The 14688-nt window shown below is 73.1% G+C and carries 13 protein-coding genes; 6 read left to right on the forward strand and 7 right to left on the reverse strand.

All coding sequences use genetic code 11. The annotated features are described in order from the left end of the window. Positions 1-7: 7 nt before the first annotated feature. The 4 genes from BLW76_RS28190 to BLW76_RS28205 form a co-directional block, all read right to left on the reverse strand. The gene (locus BLW76_RS28190) at positions 8-2032 is read right to left on the reverse strand and encodes a CocE/NonD family hydrolase (RefSeq protein WP_091312822.1); all 2025 of its coding nucleotides are present in this window, start codon (positions 2030-2032) and stop codon (positions 8-10) included. Positions 2033-2054: 22 nt separating this feature from the next. Beyond that, a complete protein-coding gene (locus BLW76_RS28195) occupies positions 2055-3239 on the reverse strand; it encodes a zinc-dependent alcohol dehydrogenase (RefSeq protein ID WP_091312824.1) in 1185 nt (394 codons plus the stop codon). Positions 3240-3398: 159 nt separating this feature from the next. Then, entirely contained in the window at positions 3399-4394 is a 996-nt protein-coding gene (locus BLW76_RS28200; protein ID WP_091312827.1) for an inorganic phosphate transporter, read from the reverse strand. Continuing rightward, complete coding sequence (locus tag BLW76_RS28205) at positions 4395-5009, reverse strand: DUF47 domain-containing protein (protein WP_091312830.1); 615 nt, start codon at positions 5007-5009, stop codon at positions 4395-4397. It abuts the gene before it with no gap. 94 nt (positions 5010-5103) lie between these two features. Between BLW76_RS28205 and BLW76_RS28210 the strand changes: the two genes are divergently transcribed. Further along, a complete protein-coding gene (locus tag BLW76_RS28210; protein ID WP_091312832.1) occupies positions 5104-6045 on the forward strand; it encodes a glycosyltransferase in 942 nt (313 codons plus the stop codon). Between the two features lie 23 nt (positions 6046-6068). Then, positions 6069-7277 (forward strand): glycosyltransferase family 4 protein, encoded by a 1209-nt coding sequence (locus BLW76_RS28215; RefSeq protein ID WP_091312834.1) that lies wholly within the window; start codon positions 6069-6071, stop codon positions 7275-7277. Between the two features lie 51 nt (positions 7278-7328). On the opposite strand, the gene BLW76_RS28220 is transcribed toward BLW76_RS28215, so the two are convergent. The 3 genes from BLW76_RS28220 to BLW76_RS28230 are packed head-to-tail and all read right to left on the reverse strand — an operon-like array spanning position 7329 to position 9921. After that, complete coding sequence (locus tag BLW76_RS28220) at positions 7329-8219, reverse strand: glycosyltransferase family 2 protein (RefSeq protein ID WP_091312837.1); 891 nt, start codon at positions 8217-8219, stop codon at positions 7329-7331. Beyond that, positions 8198-9064, reverse strand: a complete 867-nt coding sequence (locus BLW76_RS28225; RefSeq protein WP_091312839.1) for a glycosyltransferase family 2 protein — start codon at positions 9062-9064, stop codon at positions 8198-8200. Before BLW76_RS28225 ends, BLW76_RS28220 begins: the two co-directional genes overlap by 22 nt. Next, on the reverse strand, positions 9061-9921 hold the full coding sequence (locus tag BLW76_RS28230) for a polysaccharide pyruvyl transferase family protein (protein ID WP_091319962.1): 861 nt from the start codon (positions 9919-9921) through the stop codon (positions 9061-9063). Before BLW76_RS28230 ends, BLW76_RS28225 begins: the two co-directional genes overlap by 4 nt. Positions 9922-10009: 88 nt before the next feature. On the opposite strand from BLW76_RS28230, the gene BLW76_RS28235 reads away from it, so the two are divergent. The 4 genes from BLW76_RS28235 to BLW76_RS28250 all read left to right on the forward strand — a co-directional run bounded on the left by BLW76_RS28235 (position 10010) and on the right by BLW76_RS28250 (position 14670). Next, a complete protein-coding gene (locus BLW76_RS28235; RefSeq protein ID WP_091312842.1) occupies positions 10010-10960 on the forward strand; it encodes an NAD-dependent epimerase/dehydratase family protein in 951 nt (316 codons plus the stop codon). 112 nt (positions 10961-11072) lie between these two features. Beyond that, positions 11073-12746 (forward strand): carbamoyltransferase family protein, encoded by a 1674-nt coding sequence (locus BLW76_RS28240; protein WP_091312845.1) that lies wholly within the window; start codon positions 11073-11075, stop codon positions 12744-12746. After that, entirely contained in the window at positions 12746-13306 is a 561-nt protein-coding gene (locus BLW76_RS28245) for a D-sedoheptulose-7-phosphate isomerase (RefSeq protein WP_091312847.1), read from the forward strand. The genes BLW76_RS28240 and BLW76_RS28245 overlap by 1 nt, the downstream gene beginning before the upstream one ends. Next, positions 13303-14670, forward strand: a complete 1368-nt coding sequence (locus BLW76_RS28250) for a PfkB family carbohydrate kinase (RefSeq protein WP_091312849.1) — start codon at positions 13303-13305, stop codon at positions 14668-14670. The genes BLW76_RS28245 and BLW76_RS28250 overlap by 4 nt, the downstream gene beginning before the upstream one ends. Positions 14671-14688 lie beyond the last annotated feature (18 nt).

Consider the following 14688-nt stretch of genomic DNA (forward strand, 5'->3'; position numbering starts at 1 on the left):
GCAAAACTCAGACCAGGTCACGCGGGATCCGCCGGTGCCAGTTCCGCGACACGATCCGGCGAGCCCCGTCGTAGCCGTCGAGCTGCGCGTCGATGACGAACTCGGTGTCCGTGCACGACACGCGGGTGCGGGTCTCGCTGCGGGCCACCCAGTCGCCGCGCGCGAAGGTGACGTCCCACGCGGTTTCCGCGACCGGCGAGCAGAAGTCGTCGGCCACCCAGCTGTACCGCTCGCGGACGTCGCGGGTGACCTCCAGGTCGAGGTCGTCGAACCGGACGGTCCCCGCGTCCTTCACGATGTCCAGCGCCGACTGGTAGTCGACGAGGTCCCGCGAGACGGTCCAGCGCTGCTCCCCCGGCGTCAGGGCCGTCACGGACATCGGCGGCGCGCCTTCGGGTTCTCCGAACGGCCGGGCCGGCAGCTCGTCCGGCTCGGCGACCGGACGGACCGGCAGCTCCAGCGCACTGTGTCCGGTGTGGACACTCAGCAGCGCCGGTGTCGGCGGCGGCCAGGCCAGCGGCCAGTACGACGTCGACAGCGAAAGCCGGATCCGGTGTCCCGCCGGGAAGGCCTGCGCCACGGCGTTCAGCTCGATCTCCACGGCGCAGCGCTCCCCCGGCTCCATCGGCGCCGGCTCGTCGTGGCCGTCGCGGTGGGTCAGGTTGAGCAGCCCGTAGGTGACGCGGGTGGCGCGCCCGTCCGGGGCGACGTCCGAGATCCGCGCCGCGACCATCGCGACCGGCTGGTCGGCCGATACCTCCAGGCGCACCTTCGGCGAGCCGAGGATCTCGCAGCGCTCGGTGAGCACGTCGGTGTCGAACACCAGCGACCCGCCGTCCTCTTCGCGCTGGTCGTAGGGCAGGTCCGGCGGGGCGCTGTAGGACGCCCACTTCCCGGAGAACTGCCCGACCGACAGCGGCGAGGACACGGTCAGGGCTTCGTCCGCGACGTCCTCGCCCGGCCGCGCGAGGCGGTGCCGGGCCAGCGGCAGTTCCTGCGGCACGACGTGCGGCGACGGCCAGGTGGCCTCCCCGACCCAGCGGCCGGGCCGGTCCTCGTACGACGTCGACGGCGGCACGCTCTCCTGCATCCAGGTGCGCAGCATCGGCCCGTCCATGGCCCCGTTCTCCTCGCCGCGCAGCCAGTGGTCCCACCACTGGACGACCTCCTGGAGGTAGCCGATGGCCGGACCGGGCTCGCCGAGGTGCGGGTACTTGTGCGACCACGGGCCGATCAGGCCGCGGCGCGGCACGTCGAGGTGGGCCAGCAGCCGGATGACGGCGTTGGAGTAGCCGTCGGCCCAGCCGCTGGAGGCCAGCACCGGCACCTGGACGTCGCTGTAGTTCTCCGACACCGACGCGTGCCGCCAGTAGTCGTCGCGGCGCTGGTGGCCGAGCCAGTTCTCGATCCACAGGCTGCAGTTCTCCAGGCGCTCCAGCCACATTTCCCGCCACCGCTCGCCGACGACCGCCGGGTCGGGCGGCAGCGTGGCGTAGGCGAACATCGTGCCGGACTCGGCGACGTTGTCCGAGAGCAGGCAGCCGCCCATGTAGTGCATGTCGTCGGCGAAGCGGTCGTCGGTGAAGGACGAGATCACGATGGCGCGCAGGCTCGGCGGCTTCCGCGCGGCGACCTGCAGGGCGGCGAACGCGCCCCAGGAGATGCCCATCATCCCGGTGTCGCCGGAACACCACGGCTGCCCGGCGATCCACTCGAGGACCTCCTCGGCGTCGAGTTGCTCGCGTTCGAGGTACTCGTCGGCCAGGACGCCCTCGGACTCGCCGGTGCCGCGGATGTCCACGCGCACGCAGGCGTACCCGTGCCCGGCGAGGTAGGGGTGGTGGATCGAGTCGCGGGGCGCGGTGAGGTCGCGCTTGCGGTAGGGGATGTATTCGAGGATCGCCGGCACCGGCTCGGTGTCCGACGAGACCGGCCGCCAGATGCGGGCGGACAGCACGGTCCCGTCGGACATCGGGATCCGGACGTGGTCCTCCTCGGTGATTTCGTACGGCAGCGAGGTGACGGCTCGCAAGAGTCAGTTCCCTCCCAAGGGTTTAGGGCTGCAGCAGGATCTTCTGGGCGCCGTCCAGCTTCTTCTGGAAGATTTCGTACGCGCGGGGCGCCTCGGCCAGGGGCAGCTTGTGCGTGGCGAAGCCTTCGACGCCGAGCGGATCGCCGTCGCCGGTGAGCACCGGCATGACGTCGTCGAGCCAGTGCCGGACGTTGGCCTGGCCCATCCGCAGCTGGATCTGCTTGTCGAACAGCTCCATCATCGGCATCGGGTCGACCATCCCGCCGTAGACACCGGACAGCGAGATCGTGCCGCCGCGGCGGACGCTGTCGATGGCGGCGTAGAGCACGCTGAGCCGGTCGATGCCGGCCTTCTCGGTGATCTTCTCGCCCAGCGGCTGCGGCAGCAGCCCGACGAGGGTGTGCGCGAGCTTGCCGACCGGGGCGCCGTGCGCCTCCATGCCGACCGCGTCGATCACCGAGTCCGCGCCGCGCCCGTTGGTCAGCTGGCGGATGGAGTCGCCGATTTCCTTGTGGTCACGCGTGTCGAGCGCGGTGGCGCCGTGTTCGCGGGCCCGGGCGAGGCGCTCGGGCACCAGGTCGACGCCGATCACCTGGCCGGCCCCGCGGTGCCGGGCGATCCGGCAGCACATCTGCCCGATCGGGCCGAGCCCGAAGACGACGACCGTGCCGCCGTCCGGGACGTTCGCGTACTCGACGGCCTGCCAGGCGGTCGGGACGAGGTCGGAGAGGTAGACGAACCGCTCGTCCGGCGGGCCGTCCGGCACCTTGATCGGCCCGTAGTGGGCCTGCGGGACGCGCAGGTACTCGGCCTGGCCGCCGGGGACCTGGCCGTAGAGCTTGGTGTAGCCCAGCAGCGCGGCGCCCTTGCCCTGCTCTCTGACCTGCGTGGTCTCGCACTGCGACTGCAGGCCGCGCTCGCACATCCAGCAGTGGCCGCAGGAGATGTTGAACGGCACCACCACCCGGTCGCCGGGCTTGAGGTTCGTGACCTCCGGCCCGACCTCCTCGACCACGCCCATCGGCTCGTGGCCGAGGATGTCGCCCTCGGTCATGAACGCGCCCAGCACCTCGTACAGGTGCAGGTCGGAGCCGCAGATCCCGGTCGAGGTGATCCGCACGACCGCGTCGGTGGCTTCCTCGATCTTCGGGTCCGGCACCTCCTCGACGCGGACGTCGCGCTTGCCGTGCCAGGTCACTGCCTTCATGGCTCTCCCTTTCCGCGGGCGGGGGTCTCCGACCCGGCTTCCCGCCCGCGGCGAGGGACAAACCCGCGCCCGCTCAGGGGCTGGCCGATGTCATGAAAGAGTCGTTCACTGCGTCCAACGCCATGAAAGAGTCGTTCATGACATCGCGGCCACCGCGGCTCAGGTGAGCATGTCGGTCACCAGGTACACGGCCGCGGCCACCGCGGCGGCGGCCGGGAAGGTCAGCACCCAGCCCATGACGATGTCGCGGGCAATGCCCCAGCGGACCGCCGAAAGCCGCTTGGTCGCGCCGACACCCATGATCGCCGCCGTGATGACGTGCGTGGTCGAGATCGGCGCCTTGACCGCGAACGCCGTCACGTACAACACCGACGACGCCACCGATTCCGCGACGAAGCCGTGCGGCGGGTCGAGCGGGAACACGCGCCTGCCGAGCGTCCGCATGATCCGGAGACCACCCGAATAGGTGCCCAGCGACAGGGCCACGGCACACACGAGCGTCACCCACAGCGGCACCGCGAACGTGCTCTGCTGGCCCGCCGCGACCAGGGCCAGCACGATGATGCCCATGCCTTTCTGGGCGTCCTGGAGGCCGTGGCCGAGGGCGAGGGCCGAGGCGGAGACGATCTGGAACCGGCGGAACACCCGGCCGCTGCGGTGCGGGTTCGCCCGCCGCAGCAGCCACAGCGCGGCGACCATCGCGAAGTAGCCCAGCACCAGCCCGATCAGCGGCGAGGCCACCATCGGGATCAGCACCTTCTCGGCGATGCCCGACCAGTGCACGGTGCTCGCGGCGGCCAGCGCCGCGCCGACCATCCCGCCGATCAGCGAGTGCGAGGACGACGACGGCAGCCCGAAGTACCAGGTGATGAGGTTCCAGGTGATCGCCCCGAGCAGGGCCGCGAAGACCACGGTGAGCGCGTCCGGGCCGACCGGGACGTCGATGATCCCCTTGGCCACCGTCGCGGCGATGCCGGTGGACAGCAGCGCGCCCACCAGGTTCATCACCGCGGCCAGCACGAGCGCGGCGCGCAGGGTCAGCGCCCGGGTCGACACCGCGCTGGCGATGGCGTTGGCCGCGTCGTGGAAACCGTTGGTGTAGTCGAAGACCAGCGTCAGCACGATCACGGTGACCAGGGCGGCGGTCCCCGTCACTCAGGACTCCTTGACCGCGATGGTCTGCACCACGTCGGCCAGGTGCTCGAAGGCGTCGGCGGCCAGCTCGAACTGCTCGACGACCTCCTTGGTCTTCAGCACCTCGAGGGCGTCGCCGCCCGGCTCGAACAGGTGGGCCAGTATCCGCCGGTAGACGCGGTCGGCCTCGTTCTCCAGTTCGTTGATCTCGATCCAGAACGGCTCGAGGTCGCCCACCTTGGCCAGGCCGGGCATCGACGACGCCGTCAGCTCGGCGGCCCGGCAGAGCACCCGGACCAGGACGTCGATCCCCGGCGGGAACGTGCCGATGCGGTAAAGCACGGCCAGGTCCGCAGCGGTGTCCATGAAGTCCAGCACGTCGTCGATCTTGGCGGCGAGGGCCTGGATGTCTTCGCGGTCGAACGGCGTCACGAACGAGCTGTTGAGCTCCACCATGATCGTGTGGGTGAGCTCGTCGCCCTGGTGTTCGACCTCGTGCAGGCGCTTCGCGATCGGTTCCCGCTCGGCAGGCTCGGCGGCCACGAGTTCTCTGAGCAGCGCGGTCGCGACGACGAGGTTCTTCGCCGCGTCGGCGAGCAGGTCGAAGAACCGGGTGCCCCGTGGGGTGAAGCGCATTGTCTGGATGTCCCTTCGTCGCGCACGCCCGTCGGGGGCCGGGTACCCCGTCCGGCCGTACGTTTAACGGCCGATCTCCGGGAAACCAGGAGTCATGACCGATCCCGGATCCCGGCGCCTGAGAGTACTGCTCTGGCACGTGCACGGCTCGTGGACCGACGCTTTCGTCCGCGGCCGCCACGACTACCTGCTGCCCGTGTCCCCCGACGGGGCGCCCTGGGGACTCGGCAAGGCGGGCCGGAACTGGCCTTCGGTCACCGAGGTGCCGCTCGACCGGCTGGCCGAGGCCGAGCCCGACGTCGTGGTGCTGCAACGCCCCGAGGAGCTGGACTTCGCCGCCCGCCTCGGCGTGCCGTCCGTCTACGTGGAACACAACGCGCCCCGGCCGTACGCCGCGGCCAGCGAACACCCCCTGGCCGGCCGGTCCGACATCACCGTCGCGCACGTGACCCACTTCAACGCGGCGATGTGGGACTGCGGCCGCGCGCCCGTGACCGTCGTGCCGCACGGCATCCCCGACCCGGGACCGCGCTACACCGGCGAGCTGGCGGCCGGCGTGTCGATGATCAACGAGCCGGTGCGCCGGGAGCGCGTCACCGGCGCCGACCTGCTCGGCACGCTCGCCGGAGCCGGGCCCGTCGACGTGTTCGGCATGGGGACCGAGGAGCTCGGCGAGCCGCTGCGCGGCCTGGGCGACGTCCCGGCGCCGAAGCTGCACGACGAGATCGCCCGCCGCCGCGTCTACCTGCACACCGCCCGCTGGACGTCGCTGGGACTGTCCCTTTTGGAGGCCATGCACCTGGCGATGCCGGTCGTCGTCTTCGCCGCCACCGAGGCGGTCGAGGCGGTGCCGGCCGACGCGGGCGTGCTCTCCACCGACGTCTCCGTGCTGGCGCGGGGCTTCCGCGAGCTGCTGCACGAGCCCGACTTCGCGGCGCTCGCCGGCAAGAACGCCCGCGAGCACGCGCTGAAGCACTACGGGCTGGACGCCTTCCTGACCGCTTGGGACCACCTCCTCGCCGAGACGGCCCGTTGAACTTCGAAGGGAACGCCTCACCGATGAAGATCGCGATGGTGTCCGAGCACGCCAACCCCCTCGCCGCACTGGGCGAAGCCGACGCCGGCGGCCAGAACGTGCACGTCGCCGAGCTGTCGGCCGCGCTGACCCGGGCCGGCCACGACGTCACCGTCTACACGCGCCGGGAGAGCCGCGACGAGCCGCCGGAGGTCCGCACGCCGCACGGCTACCGCGTGGTGCACGTGCCCGCCGGGCCGCCCCGCAAGGAACCGAAGGACCACCTCCTGCCCTACATGGGCGAGTTCGGCAGCTTCCTGCGTGACCAGTGGGCGCTCGACCGGCCGGACGTCGCGCACGCGCACTTCTGGATGTCCGGCCTGGCGACGTCGCTGGCCGCGAGCGCGACCGGGACGCCGGTGGCCCAGACCTTCCACGCACTGGGCGTGGTCAAGAAGCGCTACCAGGGCGACAAGGACACCAGCCCGGCCGACCGCATCCGGCTGGAGCGGATCATCGGCCGCCAGGCCGGGCGCGTGATCGCCACCTGCTCCGACGAGGTCTTCGAGCTGTCCCGCCTCGGCGTGCCGCGGTCCCGGATCTCGATCGTGCCCTGCGGCGTCGACCTCGGCCGGTTCTCCCCCGACGGCCCGATCGCCCGCCGCCGGCTGCCGCACCGGCTGGTCGCCGTCGGCAGGCTCGTCCCGCGCAAGGGGTTCGACATCGCGATCACGGCGCTGGCCCAGTTGCCGGACACCGAGCTCGTCATCGCGGGCGGCCCGGAGCGCGGCCGGCTGTCCCAGGACCCCGAGGCGAGCCGGCTGCGGGAGCTGGCCGAGCGGCTCGGCGTCGGCAACCGGGTCCGCTGGCCCGGCCAGGTGTCCCGTGAGGACATGCCTGCCCTGCTGCGCTCGGCCGACGCCGTGGTGTGCACGCCGTGGTACGAGCCGTTCGGGATCGTGCCCCTGGAGGCGATGGCCTGCGGCGTCCCGGTGGTGGCGGCCGCGGTGGGCGGCCTGACCGACACCGTCGTCGACGGCGTCACCGGGCTGCTGGTCCGCCCCCACCAGCCGAAGGAGCTCGCGTCCCGGGTGCGGCGGCTGCTGGACGACCCGGCTTTGTGCCACGCGTACGGGACCGCGGGCCACGACCGGGCGGTGGCCCGCTATTCGTGGGACCGCGTCGCCGCCGACACGCTCCGGGCCTACCACAAGCTGGTCCCGCAGGCCGCCGCCACCGCCGAGGCCCGCTGACCGCCGCCGAGGGGGGCACTTTCACGTGAAAGTGCCCCCCTCGGGCGGTGGTCAGCCCACGTAGCGGCGGGCCTTCGACTCCCGCTGGGGCGCTTCCAGCAGGCGCAGGCCCTCCTCGACGTGCGGTGGGACCACGCGGCGGTCCCGCAGCACCCACGGGAGGCCGCGGGCCACGTCCACCAGCGCCGCCGCCGTGGCCAGGTCGAAGGGCGCCGAGCGCAGCACGTCGCGGCCGCGGCGGAGGACCGCCGGCCACGGGCGGCGCAGCAGGAGTGTCCACACGGTGTTGCGGATGCCGAGCCGGCGGCGGTGCCGTGGGTCGCGCAGCTTCGACGGCGCGTGGTGGATCACCACGTCCTCGGCCCAGCACATCCACCACCCCCGCGCGGCGAGGTCCAGGGCGAACAGCTCCTCCTCGCCGCCGAGCCACATCCGCGTCGAGAAGCCGCCGACCTCGCGGAACGCGCGGACACGCACCGCCGTCAGGCCCGCCATGACGCCGAGCAGCGCCGGTCCCGGCAGCCAGTCCGGGCCGGGCACCGGGGACTCGCGCAGCTCCGGCGTGATCGGGTCCTCGGCCAGGCCGGGCTCGACCAGGCAGCGCCCGGTCACCGAGCCCAGGCCCGGATACGCGTCGAGCAGGTCCGCGGCCCGGGTGAGCGCGCCCGGCTGCCACGTCGTGTCGTCGTCGCAGAAGGCCACGTACGGGGTCGTCACCTCCTCGACGGCGACGTTGCGGGCCACCGCGCCGAGGTTCTCCGCCAGGCGGAACAGGCGGACGCCGGGGAACTCGCGGGCGACCATGTCCGCCGTGCCGTCCGCGGAGCCGTTGTCGGCGACGAAGACCGGCGCCGCGTCCGGTAGGGACGTCATGTGCGCCAGGGTCTCCCGCAGCTGCTCGCGGCGGTTGCAGGTGATGATCACGACCGAGATTCGCGCCATTCGGCGGTCCTTTCCAGAGTCCGGGCCTGGTGTTCGACGTGGGCGGGCAGGACGCGGCGGGAGCTCAGCGCGCGCGGCAGGCGCGGGACCGCGCCGAGGACGGCGCCGGGGGCCTGCACCAGCGTCCGGGCCACCTCGCGGCGGCACACCCGCGGCGGCCGGCGCAGCACGGCGATGAGCAGCCGGTTGCGCAGTTCCGCCCGGCGCCGCCACGACGACGGCGGCCGCGACGGCGACGGGTGGTGGTGGGCGCGCAGGCGCTCGACGTAGCAGACCTCCCAGCCGCGCGCGGCCAGGTCGTAGGCGAGCAACTGCTCCTCCGCGCCGAAGTGCAGCAGCGGGCTGAACCCGCCCACCTGCAGGTACGCCGCGCGGCGCACGATCGCGGAGCAGGCAAGGAAGCCGAGCACCAGCGGCCCGGGCGCGCCGTCCGGGTGGCCCAGCGGGCTGCGTTCCATCTCGGGTGTCACCGGGTCGTCCCGGCATTCCGGGCCGACGAGGGTGCGGGCGGCGAGCAGGCCGGTCCGCGGGTGCTCGTCGAAGATCCGCTCCGCCTCGGCGAGGGCGTCCGGCGCCCACCACGAGTCGTCGTCGCTGAAGGCGATGTACGGCGTGTCCGCCGCGACGACGCCGAGCGTGCGGGCGGCGGCACCGAGGTTCTGCGGCAGCCGGATCACCCGCACGTTCGCATGCCGCCGCGCGGCTTCGGCCGTCTCGTCCTCGGAGGCGTTGTCCAGCACGATGACCGGCGGCGGCGGGTCCAAAGAGGACAGCTGGGTCAGGGTGTGCCCCAGCTCGGCGGCGCGGTTGCGGGTGGCGATGACGACGGTCGTGCGCGCGCTCACCGCGGCCCCACCAGCTCGGCCACCAGCGCGGCCAGGGACGGCGGGTGCGCGGGCGGCCGCACCGGCGCGGCGAGGCACCACTTCAGGCGGGCGTCGAGCAACGCCGTGTCCGTGACGTCCGAAGCGGCCACCACCGGCCAGTCCAGTGCCTCGCCCTGCGCGGTCACCTTGCCGCCGCCGGCCACCGGGTCGACGGCGAGCACCGGCACGCCGGCCTTGAGCCCGAAGACCAGGCCGTGCAGCCGGGTCGTCACCACCAAGTCCATTTTGGACACCAGGGCAGCGAACTGGTCCGGGGTCGCGCACCGCTCCCAGTCCTCGTGCGCGAGCCGGGTGTCCAGCGGCACGCGGGCGCAGTCCAGCCCGGCGAGCCAGCCGGTCAGTGCCTCGTGGACGTCGCCGTGCCGGCCCGCGCCGCCGTACTCCGGCTGGTACGGGGCCAGGATCACGCCGAGCACCGGCGTGGGCGACACCGGCGCTCCGAGCGACAGGTCGAGTTCGGCGGTACCGCCGCCGTCGTCGCGCGGGAAAACCCGGTGGAACCCCGTCACCGCCGGATCTTCGGGGTCGGGCACGGACACGCCGACCGCGATCCGGCGGCACGCGGCGTAGCGGTCGTGCAGCGAACGCACCTGCGGCCCGTGGACCGGGCCGCAGGCGAAGACGACGTGCGTGTAGTCCTCGGGCGGGGCGTCGGGCAGGTGCAGGGTGCCGGGCCGGAAGCCGGGGCTCCACGCGATCCGGTGGTCGATCCCGGCCGCCGTCAGCGCGTCCGCCGCCGCGCGCAGGCTCAGGACGTCACCCGCCGTGGCTTCCCCGTGCAGAAAACTGGCCCAACCGGTGAGCAGAACTCGCATGGTCATGGCGCTTACCCGCTCACCACCCCGTTACACGGTTTTGCGGCCACCGCTGCCGGGTAGCCGCCACGGCATGACGGATCCGGGAGTGACCAGGCGGTTCGCACGTGCGGTGGTGACCGGGGGTGCCGGTTTCGTCGGCGCCCACCTGTGCGAGCTGCTGCTCGAAGAGGACATCGAAGTGATCGCCGTGGACAACCTCGTGACGTCCTCGGCGGACACCCTCGACCACCTGCGCCGCCACGAGCGGTTCCGGTTCGTGCGCCACGACGTCACCCAGCCGATGCCGCCGGACCTGGCGGCCGACGTCGTGTTCCACCTGGCTTCGGCCGCGTCGCCCCGCGACTACCTGGCCCTGCCGATCGAGACGCTGCGCGCGGGCTCGCACGGCACCGAGAACGCCCTCGAGCTGGCCCGCCGCGCGCGTGCCCGGTTCGTGCTCGCCTCGACCAGCGAGGTCTACGGCGATCCCCTGGAACACCCGCAGCGCGAAGGGTATTGGGGCAACGTCAACCCGATCGGGCCGCGCAGCGTGTACGACGAAGCCAAGCGCTACGGCGAAGCGATGACGTCGGCCTACCGCCGCGAACACGGGACCGACACGGCGATCGCGCGGATCTTCAACACCTACGGCCCCGGCATGCGCGCCCACGACGGCCGGATGATCCCCGCCTTCCTCGACCAGGCCCTGAAGAACGAGCCGATCACCGTCACCGGCACCGGCGAACAGACGCGGTCCATCTGCTACGTCGAGGACACCGTGCGTGGCCTGCTCGCCCTCGCGCGGTCGGGCCACCCCGGACCGGTGAACATCGGCAACCCTTACGAGCTCACCGTCCGTCAGGTGGCGGAACGGATCAAGGACATCACGGGGTCCGCGTCGCCGATCGTGTCCGTCGACGCCGTCGTCGACGACCCGCAGCGCCGCTGCCCCGACATCACCCTCGCCCGCGACGCCCTCGGCTGGGAACCGAAGATCGACGCCGACGACGGTCTCCGTCGCACTGCGGCGTGGTTCCGCCGGGCGCCGTCGCGGTGAGTAGCGACGCCCAGGGCTTTTGCGCGCCATCGTTTATCAACGACTTCGCCGGGTAGCGCTATAGGCGAGAGCGGGCCCCACGAGTCCGCACCGAAACGCCAGAGGCAGGTCGATGCGCATACTCGGGATCAACGCCGTCTTCCACGACCCGGCCGCAGCGCTGGTGGTGGACGGGGAGATCGTCGCCGCGGCGGAGGAAGAACGCTTCAGCCGCCGCAAGCACGGCAAGCAGGCGGTGCCGTTCTCCACCTGGGAGCAGCCCGCCCAGGCCGCCGCCTGGTGCCTGGCGCAGGCGGGTCTGTCCGCGAAGGACCTCGACGCCGTCGGCTACTCCTACGACCCCGCGCTGGTCGAGCCGGGCCTGCCCGGCCACGACCCCAGCGGCGAGGAGTTGCGGACGGAGTTCGCCAAGCGGGCACCCTTGTTCCTGAAGTCCGCCTTGCCCGGACTCGACCCCGGCATCGTCAAGTTCGTCCGGCACCACGTCGCGCACGCCGCGTCGGCCGCGCTCGCCGCGCCGTTCGGCGACTGCGCCGTGCTCGTCGCCGACGGCCGCGGCGAAAGCACGTCCTACCTGGCCGGGGAATACCGCGACGGCCGGTTCAAGGAACTGGCGGCCCAGAAGCTGCCGCACTCGCTCGGCCTGCTCTACGAAGACCTGACCGAGCACTGCGGTTTCGCGCGGTCCAGTGACGAATACAAGGTCATGGCGCTCGCTTCCTACGGCAAGCCGGAGTTTCTCGACGAGCTCTGCGAGCACGTCCACGTGACCGGCGACGGCGGCTTCCACGCGTCCGGCGTCGACCTGGCCGCGCTCGCCCCGCGTCGCGGACCCGGCGAGGAACTCACGCGCCGCCACGCCGATCTCGCCGCGAGTGTCCAGAAAGTCCTCGAAGACATCCTCCTGGAACTGACGGACTGGCTGCACGAGGCCACCGGCCAGCGTGACCTGGCGCTGGCGGGCGGGATCGCGCTCAACTGCGTCGCGAACACGCGGCTGCACGCCGAAGGCCCGTTCGAGCGGATCTGGGTGCAGCCCGCCGCCGGCGACGCGGGCACGGCGCTCGGCGCGGCCCTGCAGCTGGCCGCCGACGCCGGGGAACGCGGCGCCCCGATGGGTGACGCCGGGCTCGGTCGCGGGTGGACGGACGAGGAACTCGAAGAGATCCTCGTCAAGGCCAAGCTGCCCTACGAACGCCCCGACGACCTCGCCGAGACCGTCGCCGAAGCGCTGGCGAACGACGAAGTCATCGCCTGGTTCCAGGGCCGCGCCGAGTTCGGTCCGCGGGCGCTCGGGCACCGGTCGCTGCTGGCCCACCCGGGCCGCAAGGCGAACCTCGAGCGGCTCAACGACGTCAAGGGCCGCGAGCAGTTCCGCCCGGTGGCGCCGATGGTGCGGGCCGAGCGGGCCGCCGAGATCTTCACCCGCGGCCCGCTGCCCAGCCCGTACATGCTGTTCGTGCACGACGTCGCCGAAGACTGGCGGGACCGCATCCCGGCGGTCACGCACGTCGACGGCACGGCCCGCGTGCAGACCGTCGAAGAACGCGAAAACCCCGTGCTGGCGCGGATGCTGGCCGGCTTCGAACGCCGGACCGGCCTGCCGGTCGTGATCAACACCAGCCTCAACACCGCGGGCCGCCCGATGGTCGACTCGCCCCGCGATGCCCTCGAATGCTTCGGCTCGGCCCCGATCGACCTGCTCGCGCTGGGCCCGTTCGTGCTCCGGCGTCCCCGAACCACCCGACCCGGCGCGGCGTCGCCGGAGGAGAAGGAGGTGCCGTGATGGAAGACCATCTCGCCGCGTTGGCCGAAGCCGCCGAGCGGACCCGCGAATCCGCCCCCAAGATAACCGCGTGGGGACGGCACCTCGCCGGCGTGTTCGAAGCCGGCGGCCGGCTGCTCGCCTGCGGCAACGGCGGCAGCGCCGCCGAGGCCCAGCACCTGACCGGCGAGCTCGTCGGCCGGTTCCGCGACGAGCGGCAGCCGCTGTCGGCCATCGCGCTGCACGCGGACACGTCCGCGACCACCGCGATCGTCAACGACTACGGCGACCACGAGGTCTTCGCCCGCCAGGTGCGCGCGCACGGCAGGCCGGGCGACGTGCTGGTCTGCCTGTCCACCAGCGGGACCAGCCAGAACGTCGTCGCCGCCGCGAAGGCCGCGCACGAACTCGGCGTCACGACGTGGGCGCTCACCGGGCCCGCCCCGAACCCCCTCGCCGCCCTGTGCGACGACGCCGTGACGGTCGAAGCGCCGACCGTCGCGACCGTGCAGGAGATGCACCTGGCGCTGGTCCACGGCCTCTGCGCGGCGCTCGACGACGCGCTCGGGGTGACCGCGTGAAGCCGCTGGTCGTCCTGGGCGACACCCTGCTGGACGTCGACGCCGAAGGCACCGCCGAGCGGCTGTGCCCGGAGGCGCCGGTGCCGGTGGTCGACCTGACGGCCCGGCGCCGCCGCCCCGGCGGCGCCGGTCTCGCCGCGCTGCTGGCCGCGCGGTCGGCAGCCGAGGTCGTGCTCGTCACGCCGCTCGGCGACGACGAGGGCGGCCACGCGCTCACCGGGCTGCTGGAGCCGGACGTCACCGTGCTGCCGCTGCCGCTGCGCGGCGCGACGGTGTGCAAGACCCGCGTCCGCGCGGGCGGGCAGTCGTTGCTGCGCCTGGATTCCGGCGACGGCACGGCGACCACCGACCCGCTGCCCGCCCGGGTGCACGAAGTCCTCGAAGACGCCGGCGCGATCCTCGTGGCCGACTACGGCCGCGGCCTGACGCGCAACCCGGACGTCCGGCGGCTCCTGCGGGAGCTGGCCGAGCGGGTCCCGGTCGTGTGGGACCCGCACCCGCGCGGCGCCCAGCCGGTGCCCGGCACGCGGCTGGTCACGCCGAACCTCGCCGAGGCGAGCGCGGTGCTCGCCGGGCACGAGGAGCCGGCCGAGCTGGCCAAGCTGCTGCGCGGCCACTGGCACGCCGACGCGGTCGCGGTGACCGTCGGGTCCCGCGGTGCGGTGCTCGCCGACGGCCTCGGCGAAACGACCGTCCCGATCCCCGCCTCGGCGCGGACGCCGGGCCACACCGCACCCGACACGTGCGGGGCGGGCGACCGGTTCGCCGCCGCGGCCACCGCGGCCCTGCTCGGCGGCGCGGACACGACCGAAGCCGTGGTGACCGCGGTCGAAGCGGCCGCCCGGTTCGTCGCCGCCGGTGGCGCGACCGCGCTGTCCACGAACGACTGCCCGGTCCCCGACCCGCAACCGGCCACCGACGCCTTCGGTCTCGCCGAGCGGGTCCGCGAAACCGGCGGACGGCTGATCGCCACCGGCGGCTGCTTCGACCTGCTGCACCCCGGGCACGTGAGCCTGCTGCGGCAGGCCCGCGCACTCGGCGACGCCCTCGTCGTCTGCCTCAATTCCGACGCTTCGGTGCGGGGCCTCAAGGGCCCCGGCCGCCCGCTGGTCCGCGACCGCGACCGGGCCCGGCTGCTGACGGCGTTGTCCTTTGTGGACGCTGTCGCCGTGTTCGACGAGCCCTCGCCCACGGCGGTCCTGGAGCGACTGCGCCCGGACGTCTGGGTGAAGGGCGGCGACTACGCGGACGCCGATCTGCCCGAACGCGCGGTGGTCGAACGGCACGGCGGCGAGGTCGTGCTCGTCCCGACCGTGCCCGGCTACTCGACCTCCCGGCTGGTCGCCGCGGCGGCCAGTGCCTGATTCCCCTCGCCCGCGAAG

This window comes from Amycolatopsis tolypomycina (assembly GCF_900105945.1).
Classification (GTDB): Bacteria; Actinomycetota; Actinomycetes; order Mycobacteriales; family Pseudonocardiaceae; genus Amycolatopsis; species Amycolatopsis tolypomycina.